A 23230-nucleotide genomic window follows, 5' to 3' on the forward strand; every position below is an offset into this window, starting at 1 on the left:
TCTGAAAAGAACGGGAAGATTTATGAAGAAAGGTTTTATGTTGTTTACTTTGTTGGCGGCGTTTTCAGGCTTTGTTCAGGCGGATGACGCGGCAATTCAACAAACGTTAGCCAAAATGGGCATCAAAAGCAGCGATATTCAGCCCGCGCCCGTGGCTGGCATGAAGACAGTTCTGACTAACAGCGGTGTGTTGTACATCACCGATGATGGTAAACATATCATTCAGGGGCCAATGTATGACGTTAGTGGCACGGCTCCGGTCAATGTCACCAATAAGATGCTGTTAAAGCAACTTAACGCGCTTGAAAAAGATATGATTGTTTATAAAGCGCCGCAGGAAAAACACGTCATCACCGTGTTCACCGATATTACTTGTGGCTACTGCCACAAGCTGCATGAGCAGATGGCAGACTACAACGCGCTGGGGATCACCGTGCGTTATCTCGCTTTCCCGCGCCAGGGGTTGGAGAGCCAGGCTGAGCAACAAATGAAAGCCATCTGGTGTGCGAAAGATAAAAACAAAGCGTTTGATGATGTGATGGCGGGTAAAAGCGTCGCGCCAGCCAGTTGCGACGTGGATATTGCCAACCATTACGCGCTTGGCGTCCAGCTTGGCGTCAGTGGTACTCCGGCGATTGTGCTGAGCAACGGTACTCTGGTGCCGGGCTACCAGCCGCCGAAAGACATGAAAGAATTCCTCGACGAACACCAGAAAATGACCAGCGGTAAATAATTCGCGTGAAACAACAGATAAAACTTCGTCGCCGTGAAATCGATGAAACGGCAGACCTGCCTGCTGATCTGCCGCCCTTGCTGCGTCGTTTATACGCCAGCCGGGGCGTGCGTAGCGCGCAGGAACTGGAACGCGGTGTTAAAGGGATGCTGCCCTGGCAGCAACTGAGCGGCGTCGAAAAGGCCGTTGAGATCCTTTACAACGCTTTTCGCGAAGGAACGCGGATAATTGTGGTCGGAGATTTCGACGCCGATGGCGCCACCAGTACCGCCCTTAGCGTGCTGGCGATGCGTTCGCTTGGCTGCGCCAACATCGACTTCCTGGTGCCGAACCGTTTTGAAGACGGTTATGGCTTAAGTCCGGAAGTGGTTGAGCAAGCGCATGCCCGTGGTGCGCAGTTGATTGTGACGGTGGATAACGGCATTTCCTCTCACGCGGGCGTTGAACACGCTCACACGCTGGGCATTCCGGTTATTGTTACCGATCACCATTTGCCGGGCGATACGTTACCCGCGGCGGAAGCCATTATTAACCCTAACTTGCGTGACTGTGGCTTTCCATCGAAGTCACTGGCAGGCGTAGGCGTCGCATTTTATCTGATGCTGGCGCTGCGCACCTTTTTGCGCGATCAGGGCTGGTTTGATGACCGTGGCATTGCAATCCCTAATCTGGCGGAATTGCTGGATCTGGTGGCGCTCGGGACGGTGGCGGACGTGGTGCCGCTGGATGCGAATAACCGTATCCTGACCTGGCAGGGCATGAGCCGAATCCGCGCCGGGAAGTGCCGCCCAGGGATTAAAGCTCTGCTGGAAGTGGCAAACCGCGATCCGCAAAAACTCGCCGCCAGCGATTTAGGTTTTGCGCTGGGGCCACGTCTCAATGCTGCAGGGCGACTGGATGATATGTCCGTCGGTGTGGCGCTGTTGCTGTGCGACAACATCGGCGAAGCGCGTGTGCTGGCAAATGAACTCGATGCGCTAAACCAGACGCGCAAAGAGATTGAACAGGGAATGCAGGTTGAGGCGCTGACTCTGTGCGAGAAACTGGAGCGAAGTCGCGACACGCTGCCTGGCGGGCTGGCAATGTATCATCCTGAATGGCATCAGGGGGTTGTCGGTATTCTGGCTTCGCGGATTAAAGAGCGTTTTCACCGTCCGGTTATTGCGTTTGCGCCAGCGGGAGACGGTACGTTAAAAGGTTCTGGACGCTCCATTCAGGGGCTGCATATGCGCGATGCGCTGGAGCGCTTAGACACGCTCTATCCGGGCATGATGCTCAAGTTTGGCGGCCATGCGATGGCGGCAGGCCTGTCGCTGGAAGAGGATAAATTCGAACTTTTTCAGCAACGCTTTGGCGAACTGGTTACCGAGTGGCTGGACCCCGCATTATTACAGGGTGAAGTCGTCTCCGACGGCCCGTTAAGCGCTGAAGAGATGACCATGGAAGTGGCGCAGCTGCTGCGTGATGCTGGCCCGTGGGGGCAGATGTTCCCGGAACCACTGTTTGATGGCCATTTCCGCCTGCTGCAACAGCGGTTGGTAGGCGAGCGTCATTTGAAGGTGATGGTCGAACCGGTCGGCGGCGGTCCACTGCTGGATGGTATTGCTTTTAATGTCGATACCGCCCTCTGGCCGGATAACGGCGTGCGCGAAGTGCAACTGGCTTACAAGCTCGATATCAACGAGTTTCGCGGCAACCGCAGCCTACAAATTATCATCGACAATATCTGGCCAATTTAGCGTCATCTTCTCTATAAAAAAGAGCGTGGATTGGGTACAATCCCGCTCTTATCACCGCATTTTGACTAGCTCAATAAAAGAAATCAGACCATGTTTGAAATTAATCCGGTAAATAATCGCATTCAGGACCTCACGGAACGCTCCGACGTTCTTAGGGGGTATCTTTGACTATGACGCCAAGAAAGAGCGTCTGGAAGAAGTAAACGCCGAGCTGGAACAGCCGGATGTCTGGAACGAACCCGAACGCGCACAGGCGCTGGGTAAAGAGCGTTCCTCCCTCGAAGCCGTTGTCGACACCCTCGACCAAATGAAACAGGGGCTGGAAGATGTTTCTGGTCTGCTGGAACTGGCTGTAGAAGCTGACGACGAAGAAACCTTTAACGAAGCCGTTGCTGAACTGGACGCCCTGGAAGAAAAACTGGCGCAGCTCGAATTCCGCCGTATGTTCTCTGGCGAATATGACAGCGCCGACTGCTACCTCGATATTCAGGCGGGGTCTGGCGGTACGGAAGCGCAAGACTGGGCGAGCATGCTTGAGCGTATGTATCTGCGCTGGGCGGAATCGCGCGGTTTCAAAACTGAAATCATCGAAGAGTCGGAAGGTGAAGTGGCGGGTATTAAATCCGTGACAATCAAAATCTCCGGCGATTACGCTTATGGCTGGCTGCGTACAGAAACCGGCGTTCACCGCCTGGTGCGTAAAAGCCCGTTTGACTCCGGCGGTCGCCGCCACACGTCGTTCAGCTCCGCGTTTGTTTATCCGGAAGTTGATGATGATATTGATATCGAAATCAACCCGGCGGATCTGCGCATCGACGTTTATCGCGCGTCCGGCGCGGGCGGTCAGCACGTTAACCGTACCGAATCTGCGGTGCGTATTACCCACATCCCGACCGGGATCGTGACCCAGTGCCAGAACGACCGTTCCCAGCACAAGAACAAAGACCAGGCCATGAAGCAGATGAAAGCGAAGCTTTATGAACTGGAGATGCAGAAGAAAAATGCCGAGAAACAGGCGATGGAAGACACCAAGTCCGACATCGGCTGGGGCAGCCAGATTCGTTCTTATGTCCTTGATGACTCCCGCATTAAAGATCTGCGTACCGGGGTAGAAACCCGCAACACGCAGGCCGTGCTGGACGGCAGCCTGGATCAATTTATCGAAGCAAGTTTGAAAGCAGGGTTATGAGGAACCAACATGTCTGAACAACACGCACAGGGCGCTGACGCGGTAGTCGATCTTAACAATGAACTGAAAACGCGTCGTGAGAAGCTGGCGAACCTGCGCGAGCAGGGGATTGCCTTCCCGAACGATTTCCGTCGCGATCATACCTCTGACCAATTGCACGCAGAATTCGACGGTAAAGAGAACGAAGAACTGGAAGCGCTGAACATCGAAGTTGCCGTTGCTGGCCGCATGATGACCCGCCGTATTATGGGTAAAGCGTCTTTCGTTACCCTGCAGGATGTGGGTGGCCGCATTCAGCTGTACGTTGCCCGTGACGATCTGCCGGAAGGCGTTTACAACGAGCAGTTCAAAAAATGGGACCTCGGCGACATCCTCGGCGCGAAAGGTAAGCTGTTCAAAACCAAAACCGGCGAACTGTCTATCCACTGTACCGAGCTGCGTCTGCTGACCAAAGCACTGCGTCCGCTGCCGGATAAATTCCACGGCTTGCAGGATCAGGAAGCGCGCTATCGTCAGCGTTATTTGGATCTCATCTCTAACGATGAATCCCGTAACACCTTTAAAGTGCGCTCGCAGATCCTCTCTGGTATTCGCCAGTTCATGGTGAACCGCGGCTTTATGGAAGTTGAAACGCCGATGATGCAGGTGATCCCTGGCGGTGCCGCTGCACGTCCGTTTATCACCCATCACAACGCGCTGGATCTCGACATGTACCTGCGTATCGCGCCGGAACTGTACCTCAAGCGTCTGGTGGTCGGTGGCTTCGAGCGTGTATTCGAAATCAACCGTAACTTCCGTAACGAAGGTATTTCCGTACGTCATAACCCAGAGTTCACCATGATGGAACTCTATATGGCTTACGCAGATTACAAAGATCTGATCGAGCTGACCGAATCGCTGTTCCGTACTCTGGCACAGGATATTCTCGGTAAGACGGAAGTGACCTACGGCGACGTGACGCTGGACTTCGGTAAACCGTTCGAAAAACTGACCATGCGTGAAGCGATCAAGAAATATCGCCCGGAAACCGACATGGCGGATCTGGACAACTTCGACTCTGCGAAAGAGATTGCTGAATCTATCGGCATCCACGTTGAGAAGAGCTGGGGTCTGGGTCGTATCGTTACCGAGATCTTCGAAGAAGTGGCAGAAGCACATCTGATTCAGCCGACCTTCATTACTGAATATCCGGCAGAAGTTTCTCCGCTGGCGCGTCGTAACGACGTTAACCCGGAAATCACTGACCGCTTTGAGTTCTTTATCGGTGGTCGTGAAATCGGTAACGGCTTTAGCGAGCTGAACGATGCAGAAGATCAGGCGCAGCGCTTCCTGGATCAGGTTGCCGCGAAAGATGCAGGCGACGACGAAGCAATGTTCTACGACGAAGATTACGTCACCGCACTGGAACATGGTTTGCCGCCGACAGCAGGTCTGGGTATTGGTATCGACCGTATGGTTATGCTGTTCACCAACAGCCATACCATCCGCGACGTTATTCTGTTCCCAGCGATGCGTCCGGTAAAATAAGCATTACGTTATGCTCACAACCCCGGCAAATGTCGGGGTTGTGACTGTTGGCAAATGCAAAATTGCCTGATGCGCTACGCTTATCAGGCCTACATCGCCTCTGCAATATATTGCATTTTCACGACTTTGTAGGCCGGATAAGGCGTTCACGCCGCATCCGGCATAAAACAGCGAGCACATTGTCAGCAATCTGTTACCTTGGCAACCGTCGGAGTTTTTTTATTTAATCTGGGTAAATACAGATAATCGTTTTCTGGCTTCGTGATTTGCCGCCTGCATCACCATCCACGGACTAAATGCCCACGGCGTGGCATCAATACCGTGTAATACATCTGCTAAATCACACCATTGATAATCCATCACTTCATCACCGTTGGGCTGTAACGCGCTGGTAATTCGTGCGGCAAAGACTGGACACATTTCATTTTCGACAATGCCATTCGGGTCAGTGGCGCGATAGTGGAAGTCTGGATAAACCGATTCGGGTGACGTTATTTCCACGCCCAGTTCATAGCGGCAACGGCGGATTACCGCCTCTTCATTGCTTTCGCCCAGTTGCGGATGACCGCACACCGAGTTAGTCCACACGCCTGGCCACGCTTTTTTGCTTAGTGCGCGGCGGGTAACCAGCAGTTGTCCCTTAGCATTAAATAGCCAGCAGGAGAACGCGAGATGTAAGGGGGTGTCTGCCGTGTGTGCGGCATATTTTTCCAGCGTACCCGAGGGGACTCCCTGTGCATTCAGTAAAATGACGTGTTCCGTTTGCATAATTTCTCACATGTAATTCTAATCACTCGTCATTATAGATAATTGAAGAGTCAAATGATTAACCAAGTGAGTGTTTATCGGCATCCGCCCGTTTTGAACGGATGCTGACAGAGAAAGGTCATTTAAAAAAGCAGCATCATATATTTGAAGCGACTTTCAATAGCCATTGCCACGCAGTCAGAAATGACAGGAATGGAGATCATTAAGAGTAATAACAGACTGAATATAGTGCGTATTAACAGGTTCATATCATTCACCATGCTCATTTTTCTTTAGCTTGCGCATCAAAAGCCACATACGCACTGTTCTGACTTTTAAATCTTTATCAGAGACAGATTCCTTCACCAGATCGGCATGATGCTGATAACCATTGAAAAAGACGTTCAGCACCACCGCACTGATAGTCGCCAACATAATGCCGCTATGTAACAACGGTTGCAGTACCGCCGGTAACTTAGAAAAGAAATCATGAGAAAGCGTCGGGGTCATACCCACGCCAAGGCTAATAGCCACGATATACAGGTTGTAGCGGTTGGTGGTGTAGTTACAGCGCGACAGAATGCGGATCCCCGTCGCCAGCACCATACCGAACATTACTAATCCTGCACCGCCTAGTACAAATTGCGGAATGGAAGCCACCAGCACCGCCATTTTGGGCACCATCCCGAACATGATTAATATAATCCCGGAAGAGATACACACCCAGCGACTGTGAACGCGCGTCACGCTGACCAGGCCAACGTTTTGCGAAAAGGAAGTATGCGGGAAGCTGTTAAACGTGCCGCCAATCATTGTCCCTATGCCATCTACGCGTAGCCCGCGAATAATGTCTTGCGAAGAAAGTTTTCTACCGACAATTTCCCCCAATGCCAGGAACATCCCCATCGACTCAATAAATACGATGATTAACACTGCGGTCATGGTCAGAATGGAAACCGGATCGAAAACTGGCGTACCAAACGACATTGGCGTGACAATGGCGAACCACGAAGCATCATTCAGCCCAGACAGATTCACTTCATTCATCATCCACGACAACAAGAAGCCAAATACAATCCCCAGTAATACGGCGACATTGGACATAAATCCTTTGGCGTAACGGGTGATAAGCAAGATGAAAATTAAGACGGCGAAGGAAATGGTTAAATAAACCGGATTGCCATATTGTGGATTGCCTTTACCGCCAGCAGCCCAGTCAATGCCTACCTGAATAATACTCAGGCCGATAGAGGTAATAACCACACCGGTAACTAACGGTGGGAATAAAGGCATTAAGCGACCAATAAGTGGTGCTAATAGCGTGGTGATAAAACCGGCCGCAATGGTCGCGCCAAAAATCCCCAGCAGACCGATATCCGGGTTCATCCCAATGGCAATCATTGGCGTTACAGCCGCAAAGGTCACCGACATAATCACCGGCAGGCGGATCCCCATAAAGCGGCCGATACCGATACATTGCAATAATGTGACGATACCGCAGCAAAAGAGATCGGAGCTAATCAGCATTGCGATAGCTTCTTTCGAGAGTCCGAGTCTGTCACCAATCATCAGTGGGACGGCGACTGCGCCTGCGTACATAACAAGGACGTGTTGCAGACCGAGTATGATCAGCTTTCCTGGTGATAATATGCGGTCCACCTCATCCGTTGGGCGGTCTTGCCCTGAAGATGAGGAAATTTGAGAATCTATGGCGCTCATCAGTCTTTCTCCTTTCGCTCGCCAGAGTAAAAAGCAACCGTTTACGTTCACTAAAACTCTTTAATGACATGCTCGTGGGATGCCAGTTTTCACAAGGAGGGGACGTTACAAGATGGAAATGCGGGGGCAATCACATAATCGGGATTAAACCGAGAAAATGAGAATAAAAATAGACAATGAAATTATCTTTAATTTTCTCATATTGATATTTCATTAATCATTCTGGCATGTCGCACTCTCGTATTTAATACTTTTTATCCGGATGGCATTTTTTTGAACGGCGATGTTTAAATCTTGAAAACGGCACAGATTGAGGGGCGATAATTTGATATCTCTCACAAAATTATAATTAAAACTGACTCGTTTCCTCATATATGCCCGTTTATTGCATTGCGACATTTGAGAAGACATAACTCATCAAATGAAAGGGATGCAAATGAACAAGTTTATCGCTGCTGATGCTGCGGAATGTATAGGCTGTCATGCCTGTGAAATTGCCTGTGCGGTGGCTCATAATCAAGAAAACTGGCCGCAGAGTCATGGTGATTTTCGACCCCGTATCCACGTTGTTGGGAAAGGTCTGGCTGCAAATCCAGTGGCTTGCCATCATTGCAACAATGCCCCCTGCGTTACGGCTTGCCCGGTAAATGCCCTGACTTTCCAGCCCGATAGCGTGCAACTGGACGAACAAAAATGCATTGGTTGTAAAAGATGCGCAATCGCTTGCCCCTTTGGGGTAATTGAGATGGTCGATGCTGTTGCGCAGAAATGTGACCTTTGTAACCAGCGCAATTCCGGCGCGCAAGCCTGTATTGAAGTCTGCCCAACCCAGGCGTTGCGGCTGATGGATGAGAACGGCTTGCAGCAGATGAAAACGCTGCGACAGCGCAGGACGGCGGAGGGAAAAGCATCGGAAAAACCACAATCATCGCGTCGCGAGGCATTGCTCCCTGTCACTCCACGCAAAGGGGCGGATAAAGTTACAGCAAGCGAGCGGAAGACCCACTTTGGCGAAATTTATTGCGGCCTTGATCAAAAACAAGCGGCGTATGAAAGCGACCGTTGTGTCTATTGCGCAGAAAAAGCCAACTGTAACTGGCATTGCCCGCTGCATAACGCTATCCCTGATTACGTCCGCCTGGTGCAGGAAGGGAAGATTATTGAAGCGGCAGAACACTGCCACCAGACCAGTTCATTACCGGAAATTTGCGGTAGGGTATGTCCGCAGGACCGGCTTTGTGAAGGCGCATGTACTTTAAAAGATCACTCTGGCGCAGTCTCTATCGGTAATCTGGAACGCTATATTACTGATACTGCGCTGGCGATGGGCTGGCGTCCTGATGTCAGCCAGGTTGTTCCCCGCATAGAAAAAGTGGCGGTGATTGGCGCAGGACCCGCGGGACTGGGATGTGCCGACATTCTGGCGAGGGCGGGTGTTCATGTAGATGTCTTTGATCGCCATCCAGAAATTGGCGGTATGCTGACATTTGGCATTCCTCCGTTCAAGCTCGATAAAATGGTATTAAGCCAGCGGCGGGAGATATTCACCGCAATGGGAATCGACTTTCATCTCAACTGTGAAATTGGCCGCGATATCTCTTTCAACGAATTAACGGCGGAATATGATGCTGTTTTCCTCGGCGTGGGGACTTACGGCATGATGCGTGCAGATCTGCCGCATGAAGATGCGCCAGGCGTCATTCAGGCGCTACCGTTCCTGACTGCCCATACCCGCCAGCTTATGGGACTGCCGGAGTCTGAAGAGTATCCGCTGACGGATGTTGAAGGTAAACGCGTCGTGGTTTTGGGTGGCGGCGATACGACAATGGATTGTTTGCGCACTTCCATCCGCCTCAATGCTGCCAGCGTGACCTGCGCGTATCGCCGTGATGAAGTCAGTATGCCCGGTTCGCGGAAAGAGGTAGTCAACGCGCGTGAGGAAGGCGTTGAGTTTCAGTTCAATGTTCAGCCGCAATATATTGCTTGTGACGATGATGGGCGTTTAACTGCGGTGGGCCTGATTCGTACCGCAATGGGAGAGCCGGGACCAGATGGGCGCCGTCGTCCACGTCCGGTGGCGGGCTCTGAGTTTGAACTGCCCGCCGATGTTCTGATTATGGCGTTTGGTTTTCAGGCACATGTAATGCCGTGGTTACAGGGGAGTGGAATAAAACTCGATAAATGGGGACTGATTAAAACCGGTGACGCGGGATATTTCACTACTCAGACGCATCTGAAAAAGGTCTTTGCCGGGGGGGATGCGGTTCATGGTGCGGATCTGGTTGTCACTGCAATGGCGGCAGGACGGCAGGCGGCGCGCGATATGTTAACTATGTTTGATACGAAGGCATCGTGATGAAATCGTTAATTATCGTTAATCCGGCTGACTGTATTGGCTGCCGCACTTGTGAAGTAGCCTGTGTTGTCGCCCATCCGTCAGAGCAGACTTTAAATGCCAGCTTCTTTTTGCCTCGCTTAAAGGTGCAGCGTTTGGATCGAATTAGCGCTCCGGTGATGTGTCACCAGTGCGAAAACGCGCCTTGCGTTGGGGCCTGCCCCGTGCAGGCGCTGACGATGGGTGAGCAGGTGGTGCAGGCAAATTCTGCCCGTTGTATCGGCTGCCAGAGTTGCGTCAGCGCGTGTCCGTTTGGGATGATCACAATTCAAATGTGGCCGGGAAATGTTCGGCCAGAAATCGTGAAATGTGACCTTTGCGAACAGCGGGAAGAGGGACCGGCTTGCGTTGCATCTTGCCCGACGCAGGCGTTGCAGTTGTTAACCGAAGGAGAACTCAGGCGAGTCCGCCAGCAGCGTATTGCTGCCAGCGGCAAGAATCCACTCTGACAAAACTCCGCGCTGTATGGCGCGGAGGTTCTTCTAGATAGCCCAACCACCCGCGTAAAACGCGACCAGGGCGACAGTTATGATGACAGTACCAATATTGAGTTTGTTCCATTCGCGAGCAAAAACACGACCCACTACGAGAGTGACAAAGCCCAGCATAATGCCGGTGACGATATTACAGGTCAGGACGATAAAGACAGCGCAAACCAGGCCCGCCATCGCATCAATAAAGTCATTGAAGTCCAGTTTTGAGACGTTACTTAGCATCAGCAGACCCACGTACATCAGTGCGGGAGCTGTGGCATAACCGGGGATCAGAAACGATAACGGTGATAAAAACAGAATCAACAGGAACAGTAAGCCAACAATAGTCGCTGTCAGACCTGTTTTGCCACCCGCTGCGGTTCCTGCAGCAGATTCGATATAGACCGCCGCAGGCGCAGCACCCACCAGCCCAGAAAATATCGAGCTGACGGAATCGCTGGTCAGGGCTTTACCACCGTTGATTATCTGGTTGTCTTTATCCAGGAGATTCGCCTGACCGGCTACTGCGCGGATGGTGCCGGTGGCATCAAATACGGCGGTCATCACCAGTGCCAGTACACTCGGGAGAACTGTTGGCTGGAGTGCACCCATAATGTCGAGGCTGAAAATTAGCGACTTACCATCTTCTCCAGTCAGGCTCGGCATCGCCACCAGACCGTGGTATTTCACCGCGGGATCAAAGATTAAGCCGATTATCGAGATGGCGATAATTACCAGTAAGATCCCTCCTGGTACGCGGCACTTCTCCAGACCAAAAATTACCGCTAATCCCAGCAAGCTCATCATCACAGGGAAAGAGGTAAATGCCCCGAGTGCTACCGGTAAACCTTCAATCGGGTTTTTGATAACCATACCAACGCCGTTAGCTGCAATCAGCAGCAGGAACAGGCCGATACCAATGCCTGTTCCATGGGCAATACCCATCGGTAAATTGCGTAAGATCCAGGTTCGTATACCGGTTACGGAGATGGCGGTGAAGATGAGGCCCATTAGGAAGACCGCGCCCAGTGCGACAGGAACGCTAATTTGTTGTCCGAGAACCAGACTGAATGCGGTAAATGCCGTCAAGGAGATGGCGCAGCCGATCGCCATTGGCAAATTGGCCCACAGCCCCATTAGCAGCGAACCGAAGCCCGCGACCAGACAAGTAGCAACAAAGACTGCAGCAGGGGGAAAACCAGCTTTGCCCAACATACCGGGAACCACGATTACAGAATAAACCATGGCCAGAAAGGTGGTTAAGCCTGCCAGTACTTCCTGGCGAACGGTACTGCCACGAGCGGTTATTTTAAAATAATTATCCAGCGCGCCCTGTGGCTTTGGTGCGACCGGTGTTTGTAGGATGTCTCCAGACATAATGATGTCCTCACGAGGATGTTAAGGTTTTATTATTAGTTGCGTTCGTACACCAGACGACCATCAACGTAGGTGCGGTAGATCGAACGGTCATCGCCCAACGTCATCATCACGAACAATTTGTCGACTAAAGAAACAGAGTTGTCATAGCGCAGCTGCTGTAGTGGTGTGGCCGTGGGTTCCATCACCACAAAATCAGCCTCTTTGCCGGGTAAAAAGTTGCCGATAAGGTCATCAAGGCCCAGAGATTTCGCGCCACCAAGGGTGGCAAGGTAAAACGCTTCATACGCGGAGAGGCGGTATCCCTGTAACTGCAATACTTTGTAGGCTTCATTCAACGTTTGCAGCATGTTGAAGGTGGTTCCGGCACCAATGTCAGTTCCCATGCCCACTTTGACTTTTTTCTTCCAGGCTTTTTGTAGGTTGAATAGACCACTGCCCAGGTAGAGGTTTGAAGTTGGGCAGAAAGCGATGCTGGATTTGGTTTCGCTAAGCCGATCCCACTCTTTTTCTTCGAGATGGACGCAGTGAGCAAAGACGCAGTTTTTCCCAGTCAGGCCGTACTGGTGGTAAACATCCAGATAACCATCATGTTCAGGATAGAGTGATTTAACCCAGGCAATTTCATCTTTGTTTTCACAGAGATGGGTATGTACCCACGTATCTGGATACTCTTCTTTCAGGCGTTGCGCCATCGCCATCTGTTCAGGTGAAGATGTTGGGGCGAAGCGTGGCGTAATGGCATATAACAGACGACCATTTTTGTGCCAGCGTTCGATCAATTCTTTGCTTTGGTGATAGCTGCTTTCGGCAGTATCGAGCAGATAATCCGGTGCGTTGCGGTCCATCATCACCTTACCGGCAATCATGCGCATATTGATATGACTGGCGGCTTCAAACAGCGCATCAACGGATTGCGGATGGACGGTACCAAACACCAGCGCCGTGGTGGTTCCGTTACGTAAAAGCTGCTTGATGAAGAACGCCGACATTTCGCGGGCGTACTCTAAATCTTCATAACGGCGCTCAGTAGGGAAGGTGTGTTTATTCAGCCATTCCAGTAACTGCTCGCCATAGGCACCGACCATTTCACTCTGCGGATAATGGATATGCGTATCGACAAAGCCCGGTACAATCAGTTTGCCACGATAATCACGGACGCGAATGGTGTCCGGGATTTGATGTTTGCCCTGTTCCCATTCACCAAACCATTCCACTTTCCCCTGTTTAATGAGTAATAAACCATCCTCAATAAATCGCAGCGCAGAAGCGATCTCTTCTGGATTATCGACCGTACGGATGACATCAATAAAACTGCCTCGTACTGCTTTTAACGTGTGTTCCCCTGACATCATTGACTCCTTTACTGTTAATCCATTTCTTCCACTGAGGTAATACCCGGCAGAACGTTTTCCTGTCGGTAGCCACCAGGGAGGATAATATTTAATAAAATCGCAGTTAGGCCTCCGGCACAAATAGGATTTTCAACTAATACATATATTGAGGCGGGTAATATTTTAAAAATTTCGGGGTCATAAGAAACACCAAGTCCTAAACCTAAAGAAGTGGCGACAATAAGTGTTTCACGGCGCTTTAATCCGTTGGTAATAATGATGCGGATACCCGCAATGGCAATCATGGAAAACATCAACGTCATTGCACCACCCAGAACTGCCGAGGGAATAGTGGTGAAGAAGCCACCGATCACCGGAAATAATCCGAGGATAACCAGCATTACCGCGATGGTTCGCCCGACATAACGTGAGGCGACACCGGTCATCTGAATAACACCGTTATTTTGTGCAAACGTGGTTAATGGTAGTGAACCGACGGCGGAGGCGATAACCGAAACCAGACCATCTGCCAGCACGCCGCCTTTCAGGCGTGACTGATATTCTTCTCCCTGGATAGGGCGGCGGGAAACCATTGCTGTGGCGGTGATATCCCCTACTGCTTCCAGTACACTAAGCAGATAAATGGTGCCGACCACCAGGAACTGGTGGAGGTTGAAATTAAATCCGTATTTGAAAGGGTGGGGAATAGTAATGAGGGGGAGATTGCGTAAACTGCTGAAGTCCACCATGCCAAGGCATAATGAAACCGCATAACCCACGCACAAACCAATGGCGATTCCGCCCATACGTAGTAGCGGACTGCGACAACAGTTAAAGCCAATAACCACAATCAGCACCAGTAAACCAACGCCAAGGTGCTCGTAGTTGCCGAACGTGCCACTGCTCTTGGCGGCAAAACCACCGCCAAAATCAATAATGCCAACTTTAATCAGGCTTAAGCCGATCATCAGTACAACAATACCACTGACAGTGGGAGTAATTACTCTGCGTAAATAAGGAAGAATAAAAGAGGCTCCGACCACCAGAAAGGCACCAACGAAGGAGACGCCGAGGAGTGACGACATGATTAACTCTTCATGAAAACCGTCGCTTTTCATGCTGCTACCCAGCGCAATCATGACTGTCACAAATGAAAAATTGACTGACTGAATAGAGAGTAAACCTGAACCTATAATTCCATAGCGATTTACCTGCAACCAGGTACCAATACCAGAAGCGATCATCGCCATAGAAACCAGGTAGGCAGTGGTTTCTGCGGAAAGTTGTAAGGCCGCCCCCACAATTAGCGCGGGTGTTACCATTGGGACGAAAATTGCCAATAGATGAGTAATGGCACCAACGATAGCCTGATGAAAAGGAGGGCGATCCTCCAGTTCAAATATAAGGTCAGAGCCTGCATGGTTTATATCAGACATCCCTTCACTCCTTTATAAAGTAAATTTGATCATCTGAATCAGTAAAATAAATTCCCACGAATTTGGGGCGCAGGACGCCTTGAGAACGGCTTATCTCATTTTCGCAGTTACTAATTAGTTATCTTTAATACAAGGGAAACTGGCCGCCGAAGCGGCCATTTATTATTTATATTTTTTTCAGTGCGGTGAGTATTTTCTCCGGTGTGAAATGCCATTCGCGTAACCAAATGCCGCAAGCATCGTGAATTGCGGTAGCAATTGCCGGTGCTGCACCGTTCACGCCGATCTCCGAGATTGATTTCGCCCCGAATGGGCCGACTTTATCGTCACTCGGCACCAGCACAGCGCGGAAATCACGCGGAATGTCGCCAATTTTCGGCGCGCCATAGCTGCGTAAATCACGCGTTAACGGGTGACCTTCGGCGTCATAAATGATTTCTTCGCTCATGCTGTGGCCGATAGCTCGGAGGGTAGCGCCGTAGATTTGTCCCAACGCTAACTCTGGATTGACCGGTGTACCGCAGTCCAGCAAGGCGTAGAATTTATCCAGGCGGATTTCACCGGTACGTGTATTGACGGCCACTTCAGCGAAGTTTGCCCCATACGGGAAGGCGAAATCAGGCGTGATGTAACTGGCTGTTCCCACCAGTGAACCAAAGCCAGTACCGGTTTCGCCTTTATGGGCAATATCCCCGAAACTGACTTCACCTTTCTTGCCGCGCACAACGCCCGGCGTTGCCAGTTGAACATCTTCCAATGGCTCACCCAACATTTGCGCGCCGTGGAAAAGGATTTTCTCGCGTAAATTTTCCGCTGCCATACGTGCGGCGTTGCCTGAGAAGCAAGTGCCGGACGAGGCATACGCGCCTTTATCAAACAACGCATGATCGGTATCACCGGAGATAACATGCACGTCCTGCGGTGGACAATGCAGCACTTCGGCCGCCAGTTTAGTGACTACAGTATCCAGACCCGTACCGATGTCAGCACCACCAGAATGGACGATAAATGTACCGTCTGATTCCAGTTTGATCATGCAGTTAGCCTGATCGATATCAGGGATACCTGATTTCTGCATAATAATGGCGACGCCACGACCCACGCACCAGTCACCTTCCTGCGCTTTAGGTGAAGACCATTGGATCATCTCACGCCCCTGACGCAGGATCTCTTCCAGTGCGCAGCTGGCAGCAGAAGGAACGGAGGTTGGCGCTTTACCTTCGCCAATTGCGCCGAGAATCTTCAGCTCTTGCCCTTCGTGTACCCGGTTACGTTCGATAATTTCCAGCTGGTCGATCTGCAACTGTTCAGCCAGTTCTGCTAATGCCATAGTGATAGCGAAGTTACCTTTCGGTGCGCCATAACCCTGATAAGCACCATTTGGGCAGATGTTGCTGTAGTAGGTGGTGACCTGGAAATCAACGTTATCGCACGGATATAACGGCAGCGACAGCGCCGGTCCGTTACACGGTACGGTGAGTGAGTGGTTGCCGTAAGGGCCTGTGTTGGCGCGGAAATCCATCTTCACTGCCGTCAGGCGACCATCTTTTTTGGCCCCCAGTTTGACGGTAACTTTCGCGACGTGACGAGAGGTGTTAGCAATAAACTCTTCTTCACGGGTGTAGCGGAACAGTACCGGACGTCCGGTCACGCAGGTTGCCCAGGCGCACACTTCTTCCAGCAGGATGTCCTGTTTAGACCCAAAACCGCCGCCTACGCGTTCTTTAATGACATGAACCTTATGCTGTTTCATGCCCACGAGACGCGCAACCTGGCGACGCAGGTGCCACGGTACTTGAGTGGACGCGTGGATAACCAGACGATCGCCGTCCATGCGGGTAAAGCAGATGTGTGTTTCAGTAGGGCACTGCTGCGCCTGAGTTGAATTATAGGTTCGTTCAATGATCACATCGGCGTCGGCAAAGCCTTTGTCCATATCACCAATATGACCATGAATACTGGCGGCGATATTTTTGCGAGGGCGAGAACCGATAGGGAAGTTGATGATCATATGCTCGCCGCGCTGGGCTGCATGGCTGTTATCGTCTTCCAGAGTATCTGGCGCACCAGCAACATACACCACCGGTTCATCGTGTACGACAGGCGCATCTTCCGCCATTGCCTCGTCAATCGACATTACTGGCTTAAGCACCTCATATTCAACGTCGATGAGCTTCAGTGCTTCGAGCGCAATTTCTTCACTTTCAGCGACGACCGCAGCCACGCGATCGCCGACGTGACGCATTTTCTTGCCGAACATACGGCGGTCAAGCGGTGACGGTTCCGGTGCGCTCTGACCACCAGGTGTGTAGTAGATATCCGGGCAATTCAGGTGAGTAATAACGTGAACAACGCCCGGTAAAGCCTCGGCTTTACTGACATCCAGATGGGTAATCAGTGCGTGAGCGTGTGGGCTACGTAACATTTTAATGACGCAGGCGTCAGCGGTTACGCGGTCTTCAACATAGCAGGGTTTCGCCTGCACCATTTTGGCAGCGTCAGTTTTTGGGTAATGTTTACCAATAACTTCAAGGTCATCGCGGAAAGTTGGGGCGATATCAATCGTAGCCTGTGGGTTATTTTTACGTGCAACCGCCAGTTCAATGACCTGGTAGTATTGCTGCCAGCCAGCATCGCGGCTGAACAGGCCAGAAAGCGCGTCGTCGATCTCTTCACGGGTTGGTGTGGCGATGCGATCGAGAAGATCGGTGATAATCAGAGCCGCAGCCGGATCGTTATAACCGGACTGCACCACGCCGACATCAACCATTGCCTGTTGAACCAGACTTAATTCATTCCATTTGCCTAAGGATTCAGTGGTGAGAATGTCTGCGTTTTCTAACTGTGCTGCTATCAACAGGGAGGCGTTAAGGATATTACCGTTAAAAAGAATCGCGTCAGAACCGGCAAAACCGAAGCCATCATCACTGTTGCGCACAGAGTGCATACCCATGCCAAACAACAGCTTTTGCACGTTCTCACCAGGATTGGCCTTTAGCTCCTGGGGCGCGCCATTTAAAGTAAAGTGGATATTCATACGGCTTCCTCCCCAGCCTGTTGGCAGTCGGCATACAGGTCGGCTACCAGAACTCCCGTGATATAGCGTTTATAGGCTACGCTGCCCCGCAAATCTTCCTGCGGGAAAATGGCGTTGGCGACAGCCTGTTCAAGTGCATAGCCTTCCAGATTTTGTTTTTCGACATCGTGCAGACGCAGTGCTTTACTGGTGACGCCATCCAGCGCAATTCGCATACCGTCGTGGTCGGTTAACGCTACGGCTGCCGTCACTACCGTTAATCCAGCCTGGGAACGGCTAATTTTGCGAGTCGCACAGGTGCGGTACGGATCTTTAATGATGATTTCGGTTAGCAGGCGATCGCATGGGTAGGCCAGGTACTCTTCGATGGACAGTGTTTCACCATTGCCAAAAACCAGTTCAGCATCCAGAGCCAGCAGAACGGGAAGCAACACCGATTCTTCCTGCGGGGCGGCGATTTCGCCACCAATAGTCGACTGATTACGAACATGGCGAGAGTAAACAAAACCGAGTGCTTCGCGCAGTGCCGCAGGAATAAAGCGCGCATCACGCAGTGGCTGTAAGCGAGACATTGCACCAATACGCAGTGCGCCGTTATCCCAGTCAACCCAGTCCAGTTCCAGATCCTGTAAAGAAATGGCAATCTTTTTATCGGTGCGGGTTGGCGTGGCGTTGAGTTTGCTGCCGCCGGCAAACCAGACGGCTTCATCCTGGTAGCGGCGCTTCAGTTCCAGCGCCTGTTCGACAGAGTCGGGCCTGAAAAATTGTTCAATCATCTTCTTTCCTTATTTAACCCTCTTCCCGGAAGGAAGAGGGTTTTTGTCATTTATGCCAATGCATCCATACGACGCCACATACTGGCAGCGGCTTTTCTGGCTTGCGCATAAATGGAATCGCAATCGAAGTTAAACTGACGATCTTCATAGACCATCACGCCGTTGACCATCACGCTGTGAACGCTGCCTGACCCCATACCAAAGGCGATATGTCCGGCAATATTTTCTGCCAGCAGCGGCGTCGGCGAGTTGTAATCGCAAATGGTTAAATCTGCTTTATAACCGGCTTCCAGGAGGCCAAATTTCGCGCCAAAGTTGCGGCTTATCAGTTCGTTGCCGTTAGTCAGGGCTTTGGCAAAACTGTCAGGCCATAGCGGACCACCCGCATCGCGATGTTTAAAGAAGGCAAATTTCATCTCTTCAAACATATCTGAACCAATGCCGTCGGTTCCCAACGCCAGATTGCGGATGTCGCTAAGGTGATGGTTGTAGCCGACGTGGTTGTTCATGTTGGAACGGGCGTTATGCACCAGGAACGCATCGCGCTGATTGAGCAGAGCAATATCTTCTTTCGACAAATAAAGTCCGTGAGCAACCAGCGTTTTGCTGTCGATGAGATCATATTCTGCCAACCGTACCAGCAGGTCTTTGCCGTACCAGTGGTGACTGTGAGAAACGTCGTAAAGGTCTTCAGCGGCGTGAATGTGTAAACCACGCCCGGTAGCTTTCACTGCTTCGCGCAGCATTTCCAGCCCAGCATCTGGCACGGTAAACGGAGCGTGAGCGCCGATATGCGCTTCTACCAGGTACGGCTCGGTTGCCGCTTTCTTCGCATCATCAATCTGACGGGCGAAGCGGATATTTTCTTCTACCCCTTCCTGTAACTCTTTAATGCCGTTGTTACGGTCAGTGGTTTCAAAACAGGTCATCGCGCGCAGGCCAACTTTTAAAAATGCGTTGCGCAGCGTTGAGAGCGACCCGCCGATATACGCCGGAGAAGCATGGTGATCGATAACCGATGTACATCCGCTCTTGATTGCTTCCAGTGAACAAATCAGTCCGCTGTAGTAGAGCGATTCTTCATCAAGGGCGCGATCGAGCCGCCACCACAGGTTTTTCAGCGTCGAGATGAAGTCCGGGCAGGGGGCGATGTTTGCCATAATTCCGCGGGAAAGCCCCGAGTAAAAATGGTTGTGCGAGCAGACAATCCCCGGCATTACAATCCGACCATGCATCTCTTTGTAGTTGGCTTCAGGGTAGCGGTGTGTCAGGGCGTTGCCGATAGCGATAATCACATCGTTTTCGATGGCGATATCGACGCCTTCCTGCACTTTCGCCGGGTGTAGCTGTACTGCGGTGACATTCTTCAGAATCAACATGATTACACCTCCACGCGGCCCAGCAGATAATGATGATGCTGGTGGACATGGCTAATGATGCGGCACATATCGTTCAGCTCTGGCGGTACGTTGTTGAACTGGCCTTCGCTGTCGATGTTTAACACCCAGCTTTGGTTATTCAGACGCACGCGTACTCGGCAATCTTCCACCAGGAAGCCTGGGTTGCTGCTGTTATCAAAGTCTTGCGACAGACTAAAGACGGTGATTTTGTCTTTGTACGGTTTACCGTTCCACGGACAGAACTGGGCGCAGTTGCCGCATTCGTTGCAGTAGGCGTCCAGGTGCAGTGTCTGGAAACGGTTCTGGAATCCAGGGACCGCAATTGACACGTTGGCGCGGTTCGGGCAGACATCCACACACTTGCTGCACACGTAGTTACATTCAAGACAACGTGCGGCTTCCTGAGCGACAAACGCGTCACGATCATCGCTGTTCACCAGGGTGACAGAGATATCGCCTTTGCGTTGGTAGATTTCCGTCGGGTTGACGTTGTTCCAGTATTTATCGCTTTGGTGTGAACGGATATTTTCCCGGCTAAGAATGGCATCCGATGCCCGACGAGCTGTGCCGACAGCCGCGACAATGGAAGAAGGTCCGCGCTGTACGTCACCGATCATAAAGACATTAGTCAGGCGGGTTTCACCGTTATGGTCGACGTCTGGCCAGCCGTTGTTGTCCAGCGGCACGCCCATCGCATTCAGGGCTTCAGTATCCTGTTGTTCGCCAATGGCGGTAATCAAACTGTCTACGTGCAGTGTTACCGTTTCGTTGGTTTCTACCGGGCGGCGGCGACCTTTCTCATCAGGTTCGCCAAGTGACATGACGCGCAACGTTAAGGTGCCATCAGCATCGAAACGTTCAGGATTGTTCAGGAAACGGAACTCCACGCCATCGTGCAGTGCTTCTTCATACTCTTCGCGCCATGCTGGCATCTCTTGCAGTGAACGACGGTAAACGACGGTTGCTTTTTCAACGCCAGGCACGCGTAATGCCGCACGGGCGCAGTCCATTGCGGTGTTACCCGCCCCGACAACCACCACATGTTTGCCAAGCTTGAGCGCAGTACCCTTGTTGTACTCGCGCAGGAAGGGGAGAGATTTCCAGACATTCTGGTTGTCGCCCGCCAGTTTCACACCGCTATTTTTATCAGTACCTGTGGCAATCAGAACGTAGTGGAAGCCCTGATTTTTTAATTGTTCGACGGTCAGGTCCGGCGAGCAACCGTACTCAAATTTCACGCCGTGATCGGCAACAAAATCGATATCGTGCTGAATTAACTCAGCCGGGATACGGAACTGAGGAATAATATTTTTCACCACGCCGCCCGCGTTAGCTTCGCGTTCAAACAGCGTGACCGGATGGCCTGCTCTGGCAAGGAAGTAACCTGCAGCCAGACCCGCCGGACCGGCGCCAATTACAGCAACCGGATGACGAGAACCAGAACCGGCTGGTTTGTGCCAGCGTTGCTTATATTCATCCCAGCCTTTTTCCAGGGCGACTTTTTTCAGTTCGCGGATATTCAACGCACTGTCGTAATCCAGACGAGTACAGTTGTACTGGCACTGGTGATCGCAAATATGGCCGGTAATTGCGGGCAGGGCGTTGCGTTGGTAGATAAGTTCCAGCGCGTCGGCATAGCGATGTTCGCCCAGCAGGCGAATATATTCCGGAATATCCTGTTTGATGGCACAAGCAGTAACACAGGGGGCAACGTAGCAGTCGGTCAGTGGCAGGTCTTCTGCCACTTCAATACGCTCTTCTGGCTTCCAGTGTTTCTGGGTGTATTCCATAGTTAGCGCATCTGCTGCCAGCCTGTTCAACCGTTCGACGTCAACACAGTTAAGCCCCCAGGCGTCTGACCCTTCCAGTTCGCGCATGCAAGCGCTTAAGCGCAGATAGCCACCAGGTTTCAGCAGGTCAGTTGCCATGGTTATCGGGCGAATACCCGTATCGAAAATATCGCGGATAGTTAACTGGCTGGCGCCACCGGAATAAGAGATGGGCAGTTTGCCGTCAAAGGCGCGGGAAAGAACTGCTGCGACATTGATGGAGAGCGGGAACAGCGCACGCCCGGACATATACATCTCTTCGCCAGGCAGTGCGCCTTTATTGTTGATGGTGCCGAGGGTGTTAGTCAGTTTGACGCCAAAGCCGAGCGATTTTTCTTTCGCCAGCGCCATCAGGCGTTCCAGCATTTCCAGCGCCTGGGTTAGCTTGAGATCGTGATCAAATGACTCTTCTTTTAAGCCAATGTAATCGAAACCACAGCTATCGAGAATCTCGCGCACTCGGGCGTAACCCAATAAAGTCGGGTTGAGTTTCACGAAGGTATTGAGCTCTTTTTCTTCCAGCATGTAACGGCAAATGGCTTCGATTTCATGTGGAGGGCAGCCGTGCATCGTGGAGAGGGTAACGCCTTGTACCATGCTGGTGGGGATACGTGCCGACAAGGCCTGCAAACTTTCACGTTTTTCCTGCAAACCGTGGCGGGCTAAAAATGCGTCATCCTGGAGTAGTTTATGAAGCGTATCGCGGTATTGTGCAAACTTCGGATGTGCAGACGCGTCCATCATATTATCGATGAACTGCTGCATAGGTGGTTGTTTAATGCCTTCGAGGTTGTAACCGACGCTCATATTAAAGATGAATGATTTACCGGACTCGGACGGCTGGAACATAGCTTCGAGAAGATGCAGGGCGAACCAGGCTTTGAGGTATTCATCCCACGCTTTAAGCAGGGTAAATTCGGTGGACCATTCGGTATTAAAACACTCGTCTTCGGCGTCGATACAGGGCTTTTCCAGCTCCAGACGATCGAGGATTTGTACTGTTTTAAGTTCGATGAAGCGTCCGCCAGTCAGCCAGGAAGTGACGATGTTTTGTGCGAGTTGCGTGTGCGGACCTGCGGCGGGGCCGACTGGTGTCGCACAGGTTTCACCGAAAACACCGACAGATTTACCTTTTGCGGGTGAGTAAAACTGTTGCTCGGGAATACCAAAGATTGAGCGTTGTTGTTGGTATTCATCAAATATGCGCGTCAAAAGTTCCTCAAACGGAATGGGACGCATAATATCCCCCATAACCCTCTCCTTAGCTTACACAGATATCATTGAGTGACCGGTATTGAGAAATCCGGTGGTTTAGGGGGATAGAGCAACAATCACACCACTCTTGCCATGTTCGCCAGGAAATATAAAAAAATGTGAAGCGCCTCGAAACTTAAGGGACTTTTGTGAATGATCTCACAGGTGTCAAATGAGAATTAAAATCACTCCTGGGTATTATTGTTGTCAGGAGTTTTATCACTTTTTCTCATTTCTCAAAATCAGTGATTCTGTATCATTATGA

The 23230-nt window shown here is 51.3% G+C and carries 16 protein-coding genes; 6 read left to right on the forward strand and 10 right to left on the reverse strand.

The genetic code is table 11. From position 1 onward, the window contains the following. The first annotated feature begins 22 nt into the window (after positions 1 to 22). The 4 genes from dsbC to lysS all read left to right on the forward strand — a co-directional run bounded on the left by dsbC (position 23) and on the right by lysS (position 5188). Entirely contained in the window at positions 23 to 733 is a 711-nt protein-coding gene (dsbC, locus tag FEK47_RS00305) for a bifunctional protein-disulfide isomerase/oxidoreductase DsbC (protein ID WP_130207826.1), read from the forward strand. A 5-nt stretch (positions 734 to 738) separates the two neighbouring features. Beyond that, positions 739 to 2472, forward strand: coding sequence for a single-stranded-DNA-specific exonuclease RecJ (gene recJ, locus FEK47_RS00310; protein WP_135487324.1), 1734 nt, complete (start codon positions 739 to 741; stop codon positions 2470 to 2472). Positions 2473 to 2562: 90 nt separating this feature from the next. Further along, positions 2563 to 3661, forward strand: a protein-coding gene (gene prfB / locus FEK47_RS00315) for a peptide chain release factor 2 (protein WP_096179399.1) whose coding sequence is annotated in 2 segments (ribosomal slippage) — positions 2563 to 2637 and positions 2639 to 3661 — 1098 coding nt in all. Because the reading frame shifts where the segments join, the coding sequence is not laid out codon by codon here. Positions 3662 to 3670: 9 nt separating this feature from the next. Beyond that, on the forward strand, positions 3671 to 5188 hold the full coding sequence (lysS, locus tag FEK47_RS00320; RefSeq protein WP_135487325.1) for a lysine--tRNA ligase: 1518 nt from the start codon (positions 3671 to 3673) through the stop codon (positions 5186 to 5188). Positions 5189 to 5407: 219 nt separating this feature from the next. Here the strand turns inward: lysS and idi are convergent, their stop codons facing one another. The 3 genes from idi to uacT all read right to left on the reverse strand — a co-directional run bounded on the left by idi (position 5408) and on the right by uacT (position 7654). Beyond that, the gene (idi, locus tag FEK47_RS00330) at positions 5408 to 5956 is read right to left on the reverse strand and encodes an isopentenyl-diphosphate Delta-isomerase (protein ID WP_135487326.1); all 549 of its coding nucleotides are present in this window, start codon (positions 5954 to 5956) and stop codon (positions 5408 to 5410) included. A gap of 122 nt (positions 5957 to 6078) precedes the next feature. After that, on the reverse strand, positions 6079 to 6204 hold the full coding sequence (locus FEK47_RS00340; protein WP_130217940.1) for a hypothetical protein: 126 nt from the start codon (positions 6202 to 6204) through the stop codon (positions 6079 to 6081). Position 6205: 1 nt separating this feature from the next. Next, the gene (gene uacT, locus FEK47_RS00345; RefSeq protein ID WP_138183060.1) at positions 6206 to 7654 is read right to left on the reverse strand and encodes a urate/proton symporter UacT; all 1449 of its coding nucleotides are present in this window, start codon (positions 7652 to 7654) and stop codon (positions 6206 to 6208) included. A 436-nt stretch (positions 7655 to 8090) separates the two neighbouring features. Here uacT and ygfT point away from each other — a divergent pair, with 436 nt between their 5' ends. Beyond that, complete coding sequence (gene ygfT, locus FEK47_RS00350) at positions 8091 to 10010, forward strand: formate-dependent uric acid utilization protein YgfT (RefSeq protein ID WP_135487327.1); 1920 nt, start codon at positions 8091 to 8093, stop codon at positions 10008 to 10010. Further along, a complete protein-coding gene (locus FEK47_RS00355) occupies positions 10010 to 10498 on the forward strand; it encodes a 4Fe-4S dicluster domain-containing protein (protein ID WP_130221466.1) in 489 nt (162 codons plus the stop codon). The genes ygfT and FEK47_RS00355 overlap by 1 nt, the downstream gene beginning before the upstream one ends. A gap of 33 nt (positions 10499 to 10531) precedes the next feature. Here FEK47_RS00355 and ghxQ read toward each other — a convergent pair whose 3' ends face one another. The 7 genes from ghxQ to ygfK form a co-directional block, all read right to left on the reverse strand. Then, a complete protein-coding gene (ghxQ, locus tag FEK47_RS00360) occupies positions 10532 to 11899 on the reverse strand; it encodes a guanine/hypoxanthine transporter GhxQ (RefSeq protein ID WP_135487328.1) in 1368 nt (455 codons plus the stop codon). Between the two features lie 35 nt (positions 11900 to 11934). Further along, positions 11935 to 13251 (reverse strand): guanine deaminase, encoded by a 1317-nt coding sequence (gene guaD, locus FEK47_RS00365; protein WP_130208049.1) that lies wholly within the window; start codon positions 13249 to 13251, stop codon positions 11935 to 11937. 17 nt (positions 13252 to 13268) lie between these two features. Continuing rightward, the gene (gene xanQ, locus FEK47_RS00370; protein WP_130217932.1) at positions 13269 to 14669 is read right to left on the reverse strand and encodes a xanthine/proton symporter XanQ; all 1401 of its coding nucleotides are present in this window, start codon (positions 14667 to 14669) and stop codon (positions 13269 to 13271) included. Between the two features lie 166 nt (positions 14670 to 14835). Next, positions 14836 to 17706 (reverse strand): molybdopterin-dependent oxidoreductase Mo/Fe-S-binding subunit, encoded by a 2871-nt coding sequence (locus FEK47_RS00375; protein ID WP_138183061.1) that lies wholly within the window; start codon positions 17704 to 17706, stop codon positions 14836 to 14838. Next, on the reverse strand, positions 17703 to 18482 hold the full coding sequence (gene ygfM / locus FEK47_RS00380) for a molybdopterin-dependent oxidoreductase FAD-binding subunit (protein ID WP_135487330.1): 780 nt from the start codon (positions 18480 to 18482) through the stop codon (positions 17703 to 17705). Before ygfM ends, FEK47_RS00375 begins: the two co-directional genes overlap by 4 nt. Before the next feature lie 50 nt (positions 18483 to 18532). Next, on the reverse strand, positions 18533 to 19861 hold the full coding sequence (gene ssnA, locus FEK47_RS00385) for a putative aminohydrolase SsnA (protein WP_135487331.1): 1329 nt from the start codon (positions 19859 to 19861) through the stop codon (positions 18533 to 18535). Positions 19862 to 19863: 2 nt separating this feature from the next. After that, positions 19864 to 22962 (reverse strand): putative selenate reductase subunit YgfK, encoded by a 3099-nt coding sequence (gene ygfK, locus FEK47_RS00390; protein ID WP_135487332.1) that lies wholly within the window; start codon positions 22960 to 22962, stop codon positions 19864 to 19866. Positions 22963 to 23230: the final 268 nt, after the last annotated feature.

Origin of the sequence: Escherichia sp. E3659 (assembly GCF_005781135.1) — a bacterium.
Lineage (GTDB): Bacteria > Pseudomonadota > Gammaproteobacteria > Enterobacterales > Enterobacteriaceae > Escherichia.